At 43.0% G+C, this 18261-nt stretch carries 14 protein-coding genes and 1 pseudogene; 9 read left to right on the top strand and 6 right to left on the bottom strand.

Annotated elements, in window-relative coordinates:
- Nucleotides 1–80 precede the first annotated feature (80 nt).
- Together L1D23_RS13835 and dapD are read left to right on the top strand one after the other, a co-directional pair.
- Nucleotides 81–689: a peroxiredoxin C gene (locus L1D23_RS13835; protein ID WP_239837429.1), complete on the top strand. Its 609-nt coding sequence runs from the start codon at nt 81–83 to the stop codon at nt 687–689.
- Nucleotides 690–1029: 340 nt separating this feature from the next.
- Nucleotides 1030–2061, top strand: a complete 1032-nt coding sequence (gene dapD / locus L1D23_RS13830; protein WP_239867226.1) for a 2,3,4,5-tetrahydropyridine-2,6-dicarboxylate N-succinyltransferase — start codon at nt 1030–1032, stop codon at nt 2059–2061.
- 99 nt (nt 2062–2160) lie between these two features.
- On the opposite strand, the gene L1D23_RS13825 is transcribed toward dapD, so the two are convergent.
- The gene (locus L1D23_RS13825; protein WP_239867223.1) at nt 2161–3345 is read right to left on the bottom strand and encodes an NnrS family protein; all 1185 of its coding nucleotides are present in this window, start codon (nt 3343–3345) and stop codon (nt 2161–2163) included.
- A gap of 490 nt (nt 3346–3835) precedes the next feature.
- Here L1D23_RS13825 and L1D23_RS13820 point away from each other — a divergent pair, with 490 nt between their 5' ends.
- Together L1D23_RS13820 and L1D23_RS13815 are read left to right on the top strand one after the other, a co-directional pair.
- Complete coding sequence (locus tag L1D23_RS13820) at nt 3836–5731, top strand: fructose-specific PTS transporter subunit EIIC (protein WP_239867220.1); 1896 nt, start codon at nt 3836–3838, stop codon at nt 5729–5731.
- A gap of 122 nt (nt 5732–5853) precedes the next feature.
- Nucleotides 5854–6408: a gamma-glutamylcyclotransferase family protein gene (locus tag L1D23_RS13815; RefSeq protein WP_239867217.1), complete on the top strand. Its 555-nt coding sequence runs from the start codon at nt 5854–5856 to the stop codon at nt 6406–6408.
- Nucleotides 6409–6439: 31 nt separating this feature from the next.
- Here L1D23_RS13815 and L1D23_RS13810 read toward each other — a convergent pair whose 3' ends face one another.
- Together L1D23_RS13810 and L1D23_RS13805 are read right to left on the bottom strand one after the other, a co-directional pair.
- Complete coding sequence (locus L1D23_RS13810) at nt 6440–7042, bottom strand: outer membrane beta-barrel protein (RefSeq protein ID WP_239867214.1); 603 nt, start codon at nt 7040–7042, stop codon at nt 6440–6442.
- A gap of 190 nt (nt 7043–7232) precedes the next feature.
- Nucleotides 7233–7485 (bottom strand): annotated as a pseudogene (locus L1D23_RS13805) (tRNA-binding protein); the annotation flags it as partial.
- 165 nt (nt 7486–7650) lie between these two features.
- Between L1D23_RS13805 and L1D23_RS13800 the strand changes: the two are divergent.
- From L1D23_RS13800 to L1D23_RS13780, 5 genes are all read left to right on the top strand, one after another.
- Entirely contained in the window at nt 7651–8652 is a 1002-nt protein-coding gene (locus tag L1D23_RS13800; protein WP_239867211.1) for a substrate-binding domain-containing protein, read from the top strand.
- 108 nt (nt 8653–8760) lie between these two features.
- The gene (locus L1D23_RS22260) at nt 8761–11703 is read left to right on the top strand and encodes an EAL domain-containing protein (protein ID WP_275667309.1); all 2943 of its coding nucleotides are present in this window, start codon (nt 8761–8763) and stop codon (nt 11701–11703) included.
- Nucleotides 11651–12022, top strand: coding sequence for an EAL domain-containing protein (locus L1D23_RS22255; RefSeq protein WP_275667308.1), 372 nt, complete (start codon nt 11651–11653; stop codon nt 12020–12022). Before L1D23_RS22260 ends, L1D23_RS22255 begins: the two co-directional genes overlap by 53 nt.
- Nucleotides 12023–12254: 232 nt before the next feature.
- Nucleotides 12255–13991: a methyl-accepting chemotaxis protein gene (locus tag L1D23_RS13785; protein WP_239867208.1), complete on the top strand. Its 1737-nt coding sequence runs from the start codon at nt 12255–12257 to the stop codon at nt 13989–13991.
- A gap of 539 nt (nt 13992–14530) precedes the next feature.
- Nucleotides 14531–15112: a VTT domain-containing protein gene (locus L1D23_RS13780; protein ID WP_239867205.1), complete on the top strand. Its 582-nt coding sequence runs from the start codon at nt 14531–14533 to the stop codon at nt 15110–15112.
- Nucleotides 15113–15323: 211 nt separating this feature from the next.
- Here the strand turns inward: L1D23_RS13780 and L1D23_RS13775 are convergent, their stop codons facing one another.
- From L1D23_RS13775 to L1D23_RS13765, 3 genes are all read right to left on the bottom strand, one after another.
- The gene (locus L1D23_RS13775) at nt 15324–15623 is read right to left on the bottom strand and encodes a hypothetical protein (protein WP_239867202.1); all 300 of its coding nucleotides are present in this window, start codon (nt 15621–15623) and stop codon (nt 15324–15326) included.
- Complete coding sequence (locus L1D23_RS13770; RefSeq protein WP_239867199.1) at nt 15604–17628, bottom strand: PHP domain-containing protein; 2025 nt, start codon at nt 17626–17628, stop codon at nt 15604–15606. Before L1D23_RS13770 ends, L1D23_RS13775 begins: the two co-directional genes overlap by 20 nt.
- A 442-nt stretch (nt 17629–18070) precedes the next feature.
- A complete protein-coding gene (locus L1D23_RS13765; protein WP_239867197.1) occupies nt 18071–18256 on the bottom strand; it encodes a hypothetical protein in 186 nt (61 codons plus the stop codon).
- Nucleotides 18257–18261: the final 5 nt, after the last annotated feature.

Here is an 18261-nt window from a genome sequence, read left to right as displayed (position 1 = left end):
GTTTGTCGCGTACAAACACGGACCAAACCAAAAACGAATCAATTGGTTTGGAACTAACCATATATTTTAGGAGCAAAAAAATGGTACTAGTAGGTCGTCAAGCCCCAGATTTTACTGCTGCAGCTGTTCTAGGTAACGGTGAGATCGTTGATAACTTCAACTTTGCAGAGTTCACTAAAGGTAAGAAAGCGGTTGTTTTCTTCTACCCACTAGATTTCACTTTCGTTTGCCCATCTGAGCTAATCGCTTTCGACAACCGTCTAGCTGATTTCCAAGCTAAAGGTGTTGAAGTAATCGGTGTTTCTATCGATTCTCAGTTCTCTCACAACGCATGGCGTAACACTGCTATCGAAGATGGCGGTATCGGTCAAGTTAAGTACCCACTAGTTGCTGATGTTAAGCACGAAATCTGTAAAGCATACGACGTTGAGCACCCAGAAGCAGGCGTTGCTTTCCGTGGTTCTTTCCTAATCGACGAAGAAGGCGTTGTACGTCACCAAGTTGTTAACGACCTACCACTAGGCCGTAACATCGACGAAATGCTACGCATGGTTGACGCTCTAAACTTCCACCAGAAGAACGGTGAAGTATGTCCTGCACAGTGGGAAGAAGGTAAAGCAGGTATGGACGCATCTCCAAAAGGTGTTGCAGCGTTCCTATCTGAGCACGCAGCAGACCTAAGCAAGTAATTTTGCTTTCGCACCCAAGCTCAACGGGTGTCTTGGTTGGACAATATAAAGCTAAAAAGCAAACGCCAATCAGTTTAAAGTAAAGTCTTATTTAAAGAGCCCGAAACTCAGTTTCGGGCTCTTTTTATTTCGCTTTCACACTCAATGAACATTATCATCCCACAACTTCTCTATATAGATAAAAAGACAAGGTATCGCTAAAGAGACAAAACGTATCGACCTACAGACTTTATCTGTTTCCGCTCTTTAAAGTCGAAAAAGCTCTCTTTATGATGAACTCAACTGATTTGGAGGAAGAGTTCACTCTTCCTGACTGACGATTACTACACGGAGATTCAACATGGCTTACTTTTCTCTAGCCTTCGGTACGGCAACCAAAAACCGCGATGGAAAAATCATTGAAGCATTTTTCCCAAACCCAGTTCTTAACCCGTTGGACGCACTAGTAGACGCTGTCGCAAAAGTAGCGGGTTACGAGCAAGGCAACCAAGCGATCGAAATCTCTGCGGCACAAAGTGCAGAACTTGCTGGTGCATTCGAAGCAAACGGTGATGCTGCAAACGCCTCATTCGCAGCTAAAGCAGCAGAGTCTTCACAACCGCTGGTGCTAGTTATTCTAGCAACTGATGAGAAGCCAGCTTCTGTAGCTGAAGGCTTCCTTAAGCTACAACTGATCTCTAACCGCCTAGTTCAACCTCATGGTACTGTGCTTGACGGTATCTTCGGTCTACTGCACAACATTGCTTGGACCAACGAAGGCCCTATCGATCTGCCAGAGCTGGCTGAACGCCAAATCGAAGCTCGCCTAGCAGGCCGCAACCTTTCTGTCGATTGTGTCGACAAATTCCCTAAAATGGTCGATTACGTGGTACCTGCTGGTGTTCGTATCGCTGATACTTCACGCGTTCGCCTTGGCGCTCATGTTGGCGAAGGCACAACCGTTATGCATGAAGGTTTCATCAACTTCAATGCAGGTACAACGGGGGTGAGCATGGTTGAAGGCCGTATCTCTGCTGGCGTTGTGGTTGGTAACGGCTCTGATATCGGTGGCGGTGCTTCAATCATGGGTACACTGTCTGGTGGTGGTTCAGTTGTCGTTTCTATCGGTGAAAGTTCACTGCTAGGCGCAAACGCAGGCCTTGGTTTCCCGCTGGGCGATCGTTGTACTGTTGAGTCAGGTCTGTATGTCACTGCGGGTGCTAAGGTTCGCATGCTGGATTCAGAAGGCAATGAAGTGGAAGTGGTGAAAGCGCGTGACCTAGCTGGCGTGTCTGATTTACTGTTCCGTCGCAACTCAGTGACTGGTCAGATTGAATGTCTGGCGAACAAAACTGCAGTAGAACTGAACTCTGAGCTACACAGCAATAACTAAGCTGGTAGCCGAACAGAAAAGGGTTGATGTGTAAACATCAACCCTTTTTATTTTTCTGCTAAGTGAATCGACCAGCGCGCGAATGCAGCCGTTAGCTACTTAACCTGGATGACCGTCGACTCTCGCTTTTAGCAACATAGGGCCAAACTTAATCACATACAGAGTAAACGCCAATACCCATAACAGCCCGCTGATATCGATCATCAACATCATTTGGGCTGGCCACAGAACTACACCAATACTACGAACTAACGCAGCAGCCATCAGCATAGCGAATGCTAACTCCATATTTGGCCCCTGATAAATTGCTCGCCCAGTATGCCCCATGGTGACACGAGCGATCATCGCCAGTATCAAGCCGCCGAGCGCTCCAATCGCAAACAGATGCAACATATTGTGGCCCGCAAATGGGTTATCGAGTAACCCTCTCAATAATAGGCTGACCGGAATACACAAGTAAGCTAAGTGCAGCGCCCATACCAGCGGCTCTTTGACGGTGCGCCACGGCTGCCATCTCATCACACGAACTAAATGTGCTAAACCGGAAATAACCATCAGAGAAGGCCCGAGCTGAGCAAAAGTGACAGGGAAAAAGCTCAGAATAAATAAACTGACCAGCGGTAGGTTTGCCGTCCATTCTAGCCAAATCATCGGCTGTGGTTTCTCAAAGTTAAATCGCCGCGCTGTGAAGAATGGGATCACCCGCCCGCCCATCACTGACAGTAAAATTGTAAACCACCACAACATTGCCTGCCAGACCGCCGAAGAAGGAAACGGCGGCATCCCCTTAATAGTCGCGTAGCTGGCAAAGTTCGCCACAATCGCTAAAACAAACAAAGGCACAAAGAACAGATTTTTCCACCCTTTGACTTTGATTACTCGGCTACCAACTTCATACGCTGCAAAAGCGATAAACAGAGCCTCTATCGATGAAATCAACCACAAAGGGGCAGGTGTCCAAAACAGCACACGCGGAAGCAACCACAAGCCAACCAGCAGAGCCAACCTATGGTGCTTGGTGCCATTGATTCCCGTCCAGTTCTGCACTGCGGTCAAGACAAACCCCACCACAATCGCCATCGAGAAACCAAACAACATCTCATGCACATGCCACCACAAAGCAGGAGCCCTTAACGCCGCAGGCTGACCAGTTTGGAACATCCATACCCACAAGGCGACAGCAATAACAGCGTAAACGGCCCCGAGTAAAAAGAAGGGCCGGAATCCCAAACGTAAAATCGGCGGAATGGCTTGTTCGACTTTTTTGTCAGTAATATTGAGCACTATGGTCACTCCAAATATTGAATCTAACTCTAAAAAGCAATATTCATTCCAGTCTTAAATCAACCATAATTCAACAGATTAAAAATAAAATAGTGTCTTTATGACTCCTTGATAGGGATAAAAAAGAAAACGAAGAGGTCATTAAGACACACTTGGTAATTTAAAGGTTTTTGACACGTTTAATGAACCAACCCCCCCCCAAAAAATAGAGTTACTAAACTCTAGTTTCTAATATTTTTACTTTAAAACCAAAGAATAAAAACAGAAAATAATAAAAATAAATAACTGATATTAAATAAATTAAATTGAAATAATTCAATTAATCACAGTTAGATCAATTATTGAGTAAGATCACACTCCAAATTCATAGTTACAATAATCCAGTAAATGTATTTCTAATACACTAAAATTTGTTGACCGTTTCCTCCACAATCACCCTCAGATAAAAAAACAAGTTCCGCACAGTTCGGAACCAATCGGGGTAAACGAGATGATCACAGATTTAATCAATAAAGAGTTGATTTGCTTAGATCTCCAGGCAACAACCAAACAGGAAGTGTTCGAAGAACTGATCGACCTACTAAGTAGCAACCACCGCATCAGTGACAAAACTCAATTCCTCAACGACATTCTGGCTCGAGAAGATGTTGGTAATACTGGTTTTGAAGACGGCGTCGCACTACCACATGCCAAAAGTGCCGCGGTTTCCCAACCTGCTGTCGCGATTGGTATTAGCCGCCAAGGGATAGAGTACGGCGCGGAAGACGGTCTACCGAGTAAACTATTCTTTATGATTGCCTCTCCTGATGGTGGTGCCGATCATCATATCGAGGTGCTAGCTGAACTCTCTTCAAAACTGATCGAAGACGGATTTATCGAGCAATTTATGCAGGCTAGCTCTGCTGGAGAGGCATTGGAATTACTGCTCGCCAAACCACGAAGTCAGCAAGATAACCCTGAAACTGATCAAGGCTTTTTAATCGGTGTTACCGGCTGCCCAGCAGGGGTCGCGCACACTTACTTAGCTGCCGAAGCCTTAGAGAAAGGTGCCGCTGAACTTGGCTATAAAATCAAAGTTGAAACCAATGGTTCTATAGGGGTAAAAAACTCGCCGAGTGCAGAAGAGATAGCTCAAGCTGACGCTATCATTGTCGCCTGCGATAAACAGGTTGATATGAATCGTTTCACTGGAAAAAAAGTCATCATGACCAACGTCAAAGCCCCAATCAGCGATGCTAAAGGCTTGATAGAAAAAGCGCTACAAGCGACACACTTTACAGCCAAAGAAGAGAGCCAAAGCGTAGAAGCAACGGCTTCGAGTACACGCAGTGATTTATACCGCTACCTGATGAATGGTGTTTCGCACATGATTCCATTTGTGGTCACAGGTGGTCTGCTGATCGCACTTGCACTGGCCATTGGTGGCGAGCCAACATCTGCAGGAATGGCGATTCCTGAAGGCAGCATATGGCAAAAGGTCCTGGATGTCGGTGTGGTTTCATTCACCTTGATGATCCCTATCTTAGCCGGTTATATCGCCTATGCGATTGCAGATCGTCCAGGTCTCGCACCAGGATTAATCGGTGGCTGGATTGCGAACAATGGTTCTTTCTATGGTGCGGAAGCTGGCACAGGCTTTATCGGAGCCATCGTTGCAGGCTTGCTGGTCGGCTATTTTGTCAAATGGCTGACGAGTATCAACTACCATAAATTTATTCAGCCATTGGTGCCTATTATGATTGCACCAATCCTAGGATCTTTGTTTATCTCCAGCCTGTTCATCTTCGTCATTGGTGCCCCCATTGCAAGCTTAATGGACGGCCTGAATGCGATGTTAGTCAGCATGAGTACCGGCAGTGTCATTCTATTGGGAATTGTCTTAGGTGGTATGGCTGGTTTTGATATGGGCGGGCCGTTCAACAAAGTCGCATTCTTGTTCTCTGTCGGCATGATCGCCAGTGGTCAGACGCAATTTATGGGCGCTATGGCGTGTGCGATTCCTGTAGCACCTCTTGGTATGGGTCTAGCCACTTTCCTTGGTCGTAAATTCAATCTATTTGAAGAATCAGAAATCGAAGCTGGTAAAGCGGCTGGTGCCATGGGCCTAGTCGGTATTTCAGAAGGCGCAATTCCCTTTGCCGCACAAGACCCAATGTCTGTGATTCCTGCTAACGTGCTTGGCTCTATGGTAGCAGCCGTAATGGCATTCTCATTTGGTATCACCAACAGCGTCGCGCACGGTGGTCCGGTTGTGGCACTACTTGGCGCTATGAACCTACCATTGATGGCACTGGTTTGTATGGCGGCAGGTACCGTCGTGACCGCCCTAACCTGTATTTCACTTAAGAAGATGCGTAAAGCGAAAGCACAGCTAGCAACCGCTTAATTGTTTAAGCGCCTTAAGCGCCATCCCCCTATTTTGCGCGCTATTCAGACCCCGTTTTTACGGGGTCTTTTCTTTTGTGGTAAAAACCTTTAGGTTGTTTGTTGAACACAGAAGGAAAATACATGGCAATTTACATCTTTGGCTACGGCAGTTTAATGAACTCCGCATCGAGACAACTGACAGGAAAAACCGCCCAAGCTTTACCTGCCATCGCTCACGGCTTCAAACGCTACTGGGGTAAAGTGGATGACAGTTATATCCTTTCGCCGCTGGTCGTAAATAAAGGCGAAGGTTTAGTTAATGGCGTATTACTCAAAATCAGCGAAGATGAGCTAAGTGAATTTGATGTTCGCGAACGAGGCTACCATCGAGTGGAAGTCCCCCATTCACAGCTTGAGTGCGATAACCCATTTCATGCCAATGATCAGGTTTGGGTGTATATCAAAGACAACCCAGAGCCACCATGTAGCCTGAGCCCTATCATGCAAACCTATGTCGATACCGTATTAGCAGGGTGTCTGGAGATTTCCGAACAATTTGCCAAACAATTTATTCAGCACACCATCGGCTGGCACTTCCCACGAGAAGACGACCGGCATGCACCTAAGTATGGCAACCTCGCCGGCGTAGAAGAACACCATTATCCGGTGATTGATAAACTAATAAAGGGAGCGTAATGCTCCCTTCCTCTATTCGCTAGAATGGCGTTCAGAATTTGTAGTCAAGACCTAAGAACATTGTGTCCATATCGAAGTCAGCATTATCATATTCTGCCGTTGTTGTACGATATCCAGCGTTAATGCTCCAATGGTTATTGAATGCATATCCAGCTTCTACACCGTAAAGCACTGAAGAGCCAGAAGCCGTAGAACCATTGGACTCGTTTTCAGCACCAACACCACCGATACCAAAGATTCCTCCTAGGTAGAAATCGGAGTTACCAAAATAGAATTGAGGTTTTACGTTCAAATTAAAAGCAGAAAAATTCAGATTCCTCACCGTACTACTATTATTTAATACCACATCAAAAGAGCCGTAATAAGCGTACTCACCTTCGAAACCAACAACAAATGTGTCAGCAATGTGGAAGTTATAACCAATCGCCAAAGCAGCGCTCGTAGATGACACTTCACCAGTAGAGCTCGCGCCATCCCAATTCTTGGTATTCAGATCAGTATCAATGATATCTGCGCCTAAATACCAGCCATTTGCAAGGTGACCACGTCCAGCCTGCTGTGTCTCTACGCTTTCCGCACCAACTGCCTGAAATGACACGGCTGCTATTAGAGCCGCTAATAATTGTTTATTCATTCTAATTCCTATTTCTGTATACGGCTTGAGAAAAAGCCAGCGGGTGAATATAGGTATATTGCTAACAAATAAAACCATCAATATTTCATATGGTGACCCAAATCACATCCGTTAAATAAATAATAAGACTGGATTTACTCACAAAGTGTAGAGGGCAACTCTTGGCTAAATAACACTCGTCACTGGTTTAAGAACACAGCAACAAACATTTAGAGCTTTTACCTCGCCCTTGGCTTAGTGGAATTACATAACCTCACCACTTCTTTGCTCATCAGCTCTTGTTCAGTGTAATAGGCACTAGGCTTGTCACGGTCTACTGTCACCTTCCCCAACATTGATTTGAACCATGACAGTTTGTCCGCATTCTGATGACGGGCAACTTCAATGAGCTTGCCTGTACGCCTCTCCTGTTTTGAAAAATCAGTGTCAGCAATCGCATCCATAATAAAGCCTAAATAAATTTCACTAAAAGATAACGTTTACACTAAAGCTTAGTTCTTACTATTAGAAGTGGTAAAAATTGTATCTATCACAGTAAAAAATGTCTCAAATTGCTTCACTTTCACAAACAGTGTTTAATGTTCAGGTTCAATTTATGAGGTAAAAAAATGGCAACGATCAAGGACGTAGCAAAAGAAGCGGGCGTTTCTGTCGCAACGGTTTCTCGCGTAATCAACAAATCCCCGAAAGCTAGCCAGTCGTCCATTGACTCCGTCACTAAAGCAATGAAAAAGCTTGGCTATCGTCCCAATGCTGCTGCACGCGCATTAGTCAGTCAAAGTACCAATACCATGGGTGTGCTGGTTAGTGATGTCTCCGATCCGTTTTTTGGCACTTTAGTTAAAGCCGTCGACACTGTTGCTCATGAACATGGTAAACATATTTTGATTGGCAATGGTTATCACGACGCGGAGCAAGAGCGAAAAGCGATCGAGCTTCTGATTAACAATCGCTGTGATGCCCTCGTCATCCATGCTAAAGGCCTGTCCGATGAAGAATTGATTGGCTACGCCAAAGAAGTCAAAGGTATGGTCATCATCAATCGTCATATACCCAAGTTGGCGGAACGTTGTATCTCGCTCGACAACCATAAAGGGGCTTACCTAGCAACGGAATACTTGATTCGTCACGGTCATACCAAGATTGCCTGTGTTGCCTCTAACCATTCCATCGAAGACTCACAGCAACGCATTGAAGGATACCTTGCTGCATTAAGAGATCATGATATTGAGTTGCCGACCAGCTATATCGAATACGGAGAGCCGAATAACGATGGCGGTGAAGTTGCCATGACCAATTTGCTGACTAAGTCACTAGAAATCAGTGGGGTAATCGCTTACAACGATTACATGGCGGCTGGTGCACTATCGGTTCTTGATGCAAATGGTATTCAAGTACCGCAGCAGGTGTCGATGATGGGCTTCGATGATGGCTTAATTGCGCGCTATGTACATCCTCACCTCACAACTGTACGTTACCCGATTCAAATGATGGCCGATAAAGCCGCTCGTCTTGCATTGTCTTTAGCGAGTCAAGACCCTTTGGAGAGTGGCACAATGATCTTCTCACCTACTGTAGTGCGAAGAAACTCGGTAGAGAAAGCGACCTAACAGGCTAAATAAAACCATTAGTCGCAATATACAAATAAACAAATTGCATACGCATAATCTATACTTTGTCTGGGCAATGGTGCCATCATTGTGTGCAGGCTAACCAACATGACAAAAAAACCACCTAYCAATACTCTACCTACTTACTTATGCCTTTTTGTCAGTTACTTGTTGCTCGCCATGCTTTCTCTTGTGCTCAGTCGTGGAGAAGGCGCTTTGGCAACGGTTTGGTATCCAAACATTGTTGCAGGATTTATTATTGCTCAGTTGCCAGTAANCAATACTCTACCTACTTACTTATGCCTTTTTGTCAGTTACTTGTTGCTCGCCATGCTTTCTCTTGTGCTCAGTCGTGGAGAAGGCGCTTTGGCAACGGTTTGGTATCCAAACATTGTTGCAGGATTTATTATTGCTCAGTTGCCAGTAAGAACATGGCTGGCGTGCCTTGTTATCACCCTAGTCGCTAATGTCGCCGCCGATTACCCMTTTAGCAACAGCTTAGTCTCATCACTTATATTTGTTCCCGCCAATATGTGTGAGGTGTTCTTGATTGCTTGGATGATCAGGCAATCAAAAGATATGGCTCACAGCCTAAAAAACTTGYCAGCATTCATAAGATGCCTTACCTCCACCTGTATAGTCCCTGCTTTTTTTGCTTCATTATTCGGTGCGATATCCTTGAGTATTCGTTATGAACAATCCGTGATGGAGTATTGGCATGTTTGGATCTTGGGAAGCATGGTCGGTGCCATCACTTTTTTCCCTTTATGCTTGCTCTTGTTATCTAAGGCCACKATTAATTCATGGCGTGAACTCTTAGAGCCAAAGGAATTAGCCATTATWGGGCTCAGTATCTTTGTCACCTATGGTRGYTTTATGTTCCTACCATACCCATACGCTTACCTTTGYGCTTTCTTATCTTTCGCCGCTATCTTTTCTCGCTTCKCYACACTCAGCGTTGCAATCGCTCTCACTGGCGTACTCACGACCTATATCACCTCCAATGGCGTCTATCACCCCATTACTCACGACTATGACAATAAAGCCTTCTTCTTTTACGTGCCGATGTTATTGACATTTATTACCCCTAGTTTTCTCTCAGTCAGTGTTGAAGTGACTCAACACGCGAATGCATTATTGAAACAAGCCAAACAAAGTTACATTAATTTGTATGAAAAAACGCCTTCCGCTATGCATTCCATCGGGCATGATGGAAAACTGGTGTCCGTCAGTGACGAATGGCTAAAGTTGTTAGGCTACGAAAGACATGAAGTGATTGGGCGGCCCTCAACGGATTTTTTAACAGAGGCCAGTGCAAAACTTGCAAGAGAAGTCATTCTGCCGATTTTTTTTAAGACTGGGAAAATTTCGAACATTCACTACCAGATGATATGCAAATCAGGAGAMGTTATTGATGTCGAGTTATCCGGTTTTTTAGAAAAAGGGAAYGAARAAACGTCTGATCGATCCATGGCGGTCTTGAAAGATAAAACCAAGGAATACGCTCTGGCTCGCTCATTGGCAAAAGAAAAAGAACTGTTGGAAGTCACGCTGACTTCGATCGGCGATGGTGTGATCACCACAGATATCAACCAGAAAATCACCTTCATTAACCCTGTAGCTTCAGCGATCTTAGACATCAACGCAGACCTTGTGAAAGGTCGTCAGTTTATGAATACCATTTTTATGATCAATGAAAAAACAGGGACATACCTAGAAAACCCGTTAAGCAAAGTGCTAAGAAACCACATCACTTTTGCTTTACCTGAGACCACTGCACTCAAAAATATGAGTGGCTCCGTTTTTTCGATTCAGGGCTCAGTGACGCCCATTACTGACCATCAAGGCAACTTACACGGCTCAGTCATGATCTTTCAAGATGTCACCGAAGCAAGAACCCTATCACAGAAGCTCTCATATCTTGCTCAGCATGATGCRCTCACGGAACTGCCTAATCGACTGCTTTTGACTGATAGAATCTCCATTGCTTGCCTGAATTACCAACGAAAGAAAGTGGGCTTTACTCTTCTTTACATCGATTTAGACAACTTTAAAACCATTAACGATTCTCTTGGGCACCATGCGGGAGATGAGCTGTTAAAGATAGTGGCAAAAAGGCTAGACGATTTCACAAGAAAAGTGGATACCGTTTCTCGTGTCGGTGGTGACGAGTTTGTGGTTTTGCTTGATGCTTTTACCTCCAARCGAGATGTGGCGACTTTTACCTCAAAACTGATTGAAGAAATCKCTCATCCCATCTTACTTGAAGGTCAAAACGTTCAAATGACACCCAGCATTGGTATTACCCTGTGTCCTGAAGACGGAAGCGATGTGGAATCGCTGCTAAAACGGGCAGAYTTTGCAATGTACAGAGCCAAAGAAAATGGCAGRAACCGYTTTCARTTCTAYTGTTCYGATATTGAGCGAGATGTAGAGAATAGAATTGAAAGCGAGAAGAAACTGCGTCTTGGGCTTACAAATAAAGAGTTCTACCTTCATTTTCAACCTATTGTGACCAGTATTGATTATCAGATTCTCTATTGGGAAGCGCTGTGCCGTTGGAATCATGAAGGGGATGATATTCCGCCATCGGACTTCATTCCGCAACTAGAAGAGATGGGGTTAATCAACGAATTAGGGATGGAAACTTTAAACCAAGCTTGCGACTTTATAAAACAAGTCAGCTATGCAAACCATGATGCAAGGCTGTCGGTTAATATCAGCGCTGCCCAATTGTTAGATAAAAAATTTGGCGACAAAGTAAAGCAATTATTAAAAGAAAAAGGCGTTGCCGCTTCCAGCTTTATCTTTGAAATTACGGAGTCCGTCTTAATGGAAAACTGGCAACAAAACCTATCCGTTCTCAACAAGCTAAAACAGCAAGGTATTTTACTTGCTGTAGATGACTTTGGCACAGGTTACTCGAGCCTAAGCTACTTAAAACGCTTCCCCATCGATATCGTGAAAATTGATAAAGAGTTTGTTCGTGATTTAGCCGTTGATTCCCANCAACAAGCTAAAACAGCAAGGTATTTTACTTGCTGTAGATGACTTTGGCACAGGTTACTCGAGCCTAAGCTACTTAAAACGCTTCCCCATCGATATCGTGAAAATTGATAAAGAGTTTGTTCGTGATTTAGCCGTTGATTCCCAAGACAACGTTTTTGTCAATGCCATCATCACTATGGCAGAAACGCTTGGAATGACCACCGTCGCTGAAGGCGTTGAAACTCAAGAACAAGCTGATTTATTGAGCAAAATGCACTGCCCAATGCAACAAGGCTATTATTTTGGCAAACCGCAAAGTCAAGATTTTTGGTTAGCCCAAAACACACCGGCACTCAATGTTATCGACTTTCGGCAGAAATAAACCAGCGCAAGCGATTGCTGCTCACAGCAACGACGAGCACAGGACCTCTATTTGAATCGCTTCAAGAAGACCGCAGTGTCCATTAGAAAACGGGGGGATTACATTAAACTTTATAAAGGAGCAAGGTATCCGCCACTCAAAGTCAGTATTGAATTTATAACAACGACTAGGCCATTACCTAACGAGATAAAAACAACGTCGGTTGATTTATTGAGTAAAAGGAATCAACACTATGAACATTAACAATACCATGAAGTTGGTGTTTGGGGTGATAGCCCTAGGCATTGTGATCAGTGTCGTGACAGTGCTGCAATTAAACGATTTACTGAAAAAAGTCGATGAGATGGCGCAAATTCGTTATCAGTCTTATCAAGCTGCAGATGAACTTCGACAAAGCTCTGATGACCTGACTCGCTTAGGGCGAACCTATGTTCTAACGGCTGATGATGCCTACGAAAAAATGTATATGGACATACTGGCCATTCGCAATGGTCAGAAACCTCGCCCAGAGAACTATCACACGATCTATTGGGATCTTGTACTGAATTATGGTCAGAAGCCCAAACCCGACGGAAAGCGTATCTCTCTACAGCGGATGATGGAAAATCTGGGCTTTAGCCAATCTGAATTCAAACTCTTGCAGCAAGCTCAGAAAAACTCTGATGCCTTAGTCAATATGGAAGTGAAAGCAATGAACGCAGTGAAAGGGCTCTACCCTGACAGTTCAGGCAATTATACTCGCCGAGGTGAACCAGACTTAGTCATGGCAGCGAATCTATTGCACAGCAAAGAATACCACCAAGAAAAAGCCAAAATCATGGCGCCTATTGATACTTTCTTTAAAGAGTTAGAGTCACGAACCAACCACCAATTTGAGAGCGCGGCGCACAAAGTTCAAATGACGGTTCTCATCGGAAACATTTCTTTGATTGCGGTGTTTGTTATTGCGATTGTTGGTTATTTTCTGGTTAACCGTCGAGTAGTCAAGCCGATTGACCAAATGGCAACGACGCTTCAACAAGTTGATACTGACTCAGACTTAACCCTACGGGTTGATGATAAGAGTAACAATGAGCTCGGTATTATAGGGACGACCATCAATAAAGTGCTCGTCAGTTATGGTGAGACCATCAGTAAGATTAATCAGGTCAATGCGACAATCTCCGACATTTCTCAGTCTATTCAATCCATCACTCAGAAAAACATAGACATGGCAAATCAGCAGAATCAAGAGATGGAAATGGCGGCGACCGCAATGGAAGAAATGACAACGGCACTGTCTAACGTCGCAGAGAGTACCACTATGGCCGAGCAATACGCGGGTAGTGCGGAAAAAGATGCGACGACTAGTAAAAATGTGTTCGATAAAACGTCTAACGAATTTGCTCAGTTAGAAGGGGAATTTACTAATACCTCACAAATTATTCAGCAGTTGGCCGAAGAGTCAAACAATGTCGGTAATGTGCTGGACGTGATTAAAGCCATTGCCGAACAGACGAATCTTTTGGCGCTTAACGCAGCGATAGAAGCGGCTCGTGCGGGTGAGCAAGGCAGAGGGTTTGCTGTCGTCGCTGACGAAGTGCGCTCTCTCGCTCAGCGAACGCAAGACTCGACAGGTGAAATTGAAAGTATCGTCTCAACGCTGCAAGAAAAAGCCAAAGAGTCGACAGTGACGATTCACAGTAGCGCGGACAAAATGCAGTCGACGCGCTCAAACATGAGTGTTGCCAACGATGCACTGAGTACTATTCAGGGGTCTGCCATTGAAATTCACAAACTCAATTCATCAATTGCCGCTGCAACAGAAGAGCAGTTGGCGGTGAGTGATGAGATTTCTGGCAATTTGGCCAATATCAAAAACCTCTCTTCCGATATGAACGAGGCAATCAATCAACTGGAGCCGATTGTGATCGACTTACAGCAAAACGTCGATGATCTTAATCAGGCTATTATTCACATTCGCACTTAACTTTTTAATAGAGCTCGTTACCTAATGCTTAATTTAGACTCCGAGCTTAAGAGAATCAACGAAAAGTCCACAGTAAGTTAGCCCTTTAGTTATAAGGGTTAACGGCTGACACATAATAGCGATATGACGACTTAACTGGATGTTCACAAAGTGCTTATACACTCAATCATAACTATCTGACAGCCTCGATGACATTGTCGATTGGTCACCTATACTCGACACACGTACAGCGTCATTATTACCAATTTCACGGTAACTGATTGATGGGCAGTGGATATGCTTGGTACATTAGAGATGTTTTATTGGCAACAAGACTCAGGCCCTAGCACGTAACGAGGAAAGGTGAGCTGATAATGTTCATTGGTGCAGCATCGGATATATTCGAGTTTTATCCCAGACAGAACAGCTTCGAAAATCTTTAACTGGCTCCTGAGTGTATAGCTAGTGTGGTGGAAATCAATGGCGCGTGCTGGTACGGTCTATCAATGTCCCTTGGGTCTGAATTAGTACCATTAAATACTCTGAAGGATGTCGTTTTCATGGTTAAAAAACTGAAAAGAAAAACCAAAGACCTGATTGAGTCTGAGTATATGTTGGGTGGTGTTTTCACTGCCTCATTTCTTGAGTCAACGATTGTTCCCGTACCATTGGAGGCCTTGCTTATTCCACTGCTTCAGGAACGACGAGATAAACTTTGGCGAATTGCGCTTATGGCAACCTTAGGTTGTATTGTCGGTGCGCTATTTGGATATGCGCTTGGATACTACACCTTCGAACTGCTACGAGATTGGATAATAACACACTGGATAACAGAGCAACGCCTAGATGCTGTCATACTACGAATGAATACCGAAGGTTTCTGGTTTGTCATGACTTTAGGCGTCGCACCCATCCCATTCCAGATTGCTATGTTGGCAGCAGGAGCCACCCACTTTTCACTCACTTTGTTTTTACTCGCAACAGGACTATCTCGTGCTATGAGGTACTTTGGTATTGCATTGGTCGTGTATGTTGCTGGCGACAAAGCAGAAGAATTGATAAAAAGATATAAACTTGCAACAGTAGGCCTGATAACGCTGGCATTGATAATAGCTTGGTACCTGAGTACCAGTACTGGGTAGTTTTCCAGTAAGCACTCAAGATGCTTGATTTTCGGCACCATCTAACGAGGTGCCGAAATGAAAGCTTTTGGACATTTCCGTGTCAGTGACATAACTTATTTAGCAAACCATGAATAACCATGGGTATGAAAAATAGGTATGAGAGCCAGCGCAAGCGGTAAACTTGCGCTAGCTAAAAGCTCTGTTTGATTAAGTAAAACTTAGAAGATGATTATAGGCTCTCCACACTATATTTTTCATATTCCTCCCTATAGAGGCCTTCGGATTCATCTTTAAACTGTTGACGTTTTTCAAATAAATCTAACAACTTTTCGCTTACACTTTTATAAATAATCGCATGAGCCTGATTTCTAATTTTGGTCTCATCGTAATCTTCAATTGAAAAATCATCTTCCAAGGATAGGCTTACCAAATGAAGCAAGGCTGTTTTATCAAGTTTATCAATAAATTCATAAGTATCGTTATCTTTTAAGAAGTAACCTTGGTTATTATCAATTTTTAATGCTTGCATATCCGCCTCTTCGTTCATTATAAGAATTCTCGCCAGCTTCTAGAGAATTCATTGTTATGTCAAAATTGTCTATTGATTTCCCATCAACAGAACTTAGGTGGACATTTGATGGATGCCCAGAGTACCTGCGGTATATGATTTTTCCATCTTCAATTTCCTTAGATGTATAAACTATATAATCAGGTTTTATAGAGGCTCCTACAGTATTGTTGTGGGTTACGACAACAACAGGCATTGTCTTAGATAGATCTTTAAGAATCTGATTTACCTCACCTTTTAAGAATAGGTTATCAAAAGATGATTCGGGTTCATCTATCAGCAAATAGTCGAAATTCTGTGCATCTTTAATTTCTTGAAGTAATCTAAATTCAGACCTTTCACCTCCAGAAACCGTAAAGCCATCTTTGTTTAGGATCTCATACTCTATACACGTAAAATATTTATATAATTCAGATGGAGTCAAAGCCTCGTTATTTCTCAACTCAACTAAATAGTTATATGGTGATAGATATTGGTCAAACGCATCTTTAAAAGCGGTTTTCACTCCACTAACGTTTTTTACTTCACCAGCACCATTAAAAGGACGTTGTTTACAAATAACCGTAAAATTTTGCACATACTCTTTTTGAATTACTTTATTTTCTTGCAAGAGCTTTGTGATTTCATTAAATCTTTTAACCTTTTGGTGTTCCGAAATTACTTTGTATAAATCAACATCTTTAATTTGTGTTGACGATGAGCGAAGTTGAAGTTTATTCTTTACATCTCTCACTATATCGTTGACTGCGCCTTTCTTTTTCCTATCAAGACTCTTTCTTCGGAATATTTTTATAAGCTCACAAATAAGTGCTTTTAGTCCATTTAAGTTAACATGTTTATCAATGACAGCTCTGTACTCTGTATTATCAATGAGCAGTCGAGTAGAGTTGATAAGATCACTGAGACCTTTATCATCAGTGATATCAAAAAGGCTTTCATTAAACAGAGAGGATTTTGAAAATGCATCACGTTTTCCTGCATCGTCAGCTAGTTTCATCAAGCTGTCGAGGTAGTCAGATACCTTACGTCTGTTTTGCTCGATGTCGATGTCGATTACATCATCCAGTACGCCCTTAAAGGCGCTCAGATACTTGTCCGAAAAATTACTTTTTTCTCTAGCAAGTCCCTGATTAAACTCTCTATCATAACTAGCATCATCCCGCTGAACGAGAGAAAATTGGGGTATATATTTTACATTCTCACACTCTTGGTGAATTCGGTTAAGCGTAACAGTCTTACCAGAAGAACGCATTCCAAGAATGATATTAAGACCAGTAGACAAATGCAGACCATCGTCAAAGACTTGAAAAAGTCGGTTACCATCAGCTTCTGACAGTGCAACTTTTGTTCTGTCCCTCAAACTCGATTTAATTGACGTTAAGGTAACCTCCCCACAATCAATATAAGTTTGACGCGGAGGAAATGTACGCAACCCTTCTTTGAGCCTTACGTCACTGAATAAAACAGGTGTTAATTCAGACTCGTCTTTACAAAGACGAATAAATTTTTTAGGGCTATCAACCTCTCCAACTGAAATGTAATCGCTTAGCTCACTAAGGCTACGCTTTGATAGAGATGGCTTTTTATCGTAGTGAGGAATAATCAGATATTTATGAAGATCGCCAAAGATTTCATGCAGGTCACTCGTAGATATAGAATCACCAATGTTTCTGATTCTTTTAGTAACCTCCATAGTCTTGAGCTGAAAGTCTTCTAGGTCTTGATTTTCTGAGATAAGAAGAACGTGACCATTGTCGAGATTAATTTCTATTCCTGGAAACACTACGCAATCGACAGCACTATCAATTTGATAAAATTGTTCTAAATCGAACATATCATGATTTGTGATAGCTATTGCGTCCAGTTTTGCCGTCGAAATATACTCACACAACTTAGATAATGAAAATGTAAAATCAGCATCGCTAATTGTTGAAACTGTGTGCAAGTGGAGATCAATTTTTTTCAAGTTTAACTCCGCATATTAATGAAAAGATAACCTCAACACTGATAGCTATCTATGTTGATTTAGTTATGAAATTGAGTATGTTGAACGGCCCTTTCATGCTCAAAAAAAACGACATAACGCTCTGTACATTGGCTAACATTGAACCACTATTAACATTATCAGCAGTTTAAACTAATTGCATAATAACTTTATTGCATTAGCTGTGGTTTGCTTTGTATCAAACCTTATAACCATGGTGAGATTTACCCCCGTAATACAGCAAAAGGGTTAGCAGTGAACAGTGCTATAAGAATGGATAAGTTTTGGTAAAGCAAACACACATTAACAGCATGTGAATGAGTAAAAGGTCTAGCGTATAAAGGGGCAGGTTTGAGTTAGCGACAAAAGCCAGCTCGCTTGGGAGGCTTCATATCTGAGATGTATTAACGAGTAAATGGAGTGATTATGCTCTTTTTACTGCATCCAGCTCATTTTGTGCCTGTCGCATATCGTCTATCGCCTCTTTTAAGTCTTCAGAACTGACTGCACCTGCTCGATGAAGCTTTGCCATTTCCTTATGATGCTGACAAGCGCGATCATACTTTTCTCTTGCTTCCTTTATTTCAGGAGTTCTGTTTATGTTGAACATAGATA

The organism is Vibrio sp. Isolate24 (assembly GCF_022398215.1).
Classification (GTDB): domain Bacteria; phylum Pseudomonadota; class Gammaproteobacteria; order Enterobacterales; family Vibrionaceae; genus Vibrio; species Vibrio coralliilyticus_A.
The sequence above is the reverse complement of the archived record's forward strand: the minus strand, read 5'-3'. Positions and strand labels throughout refer to the sequence as shown.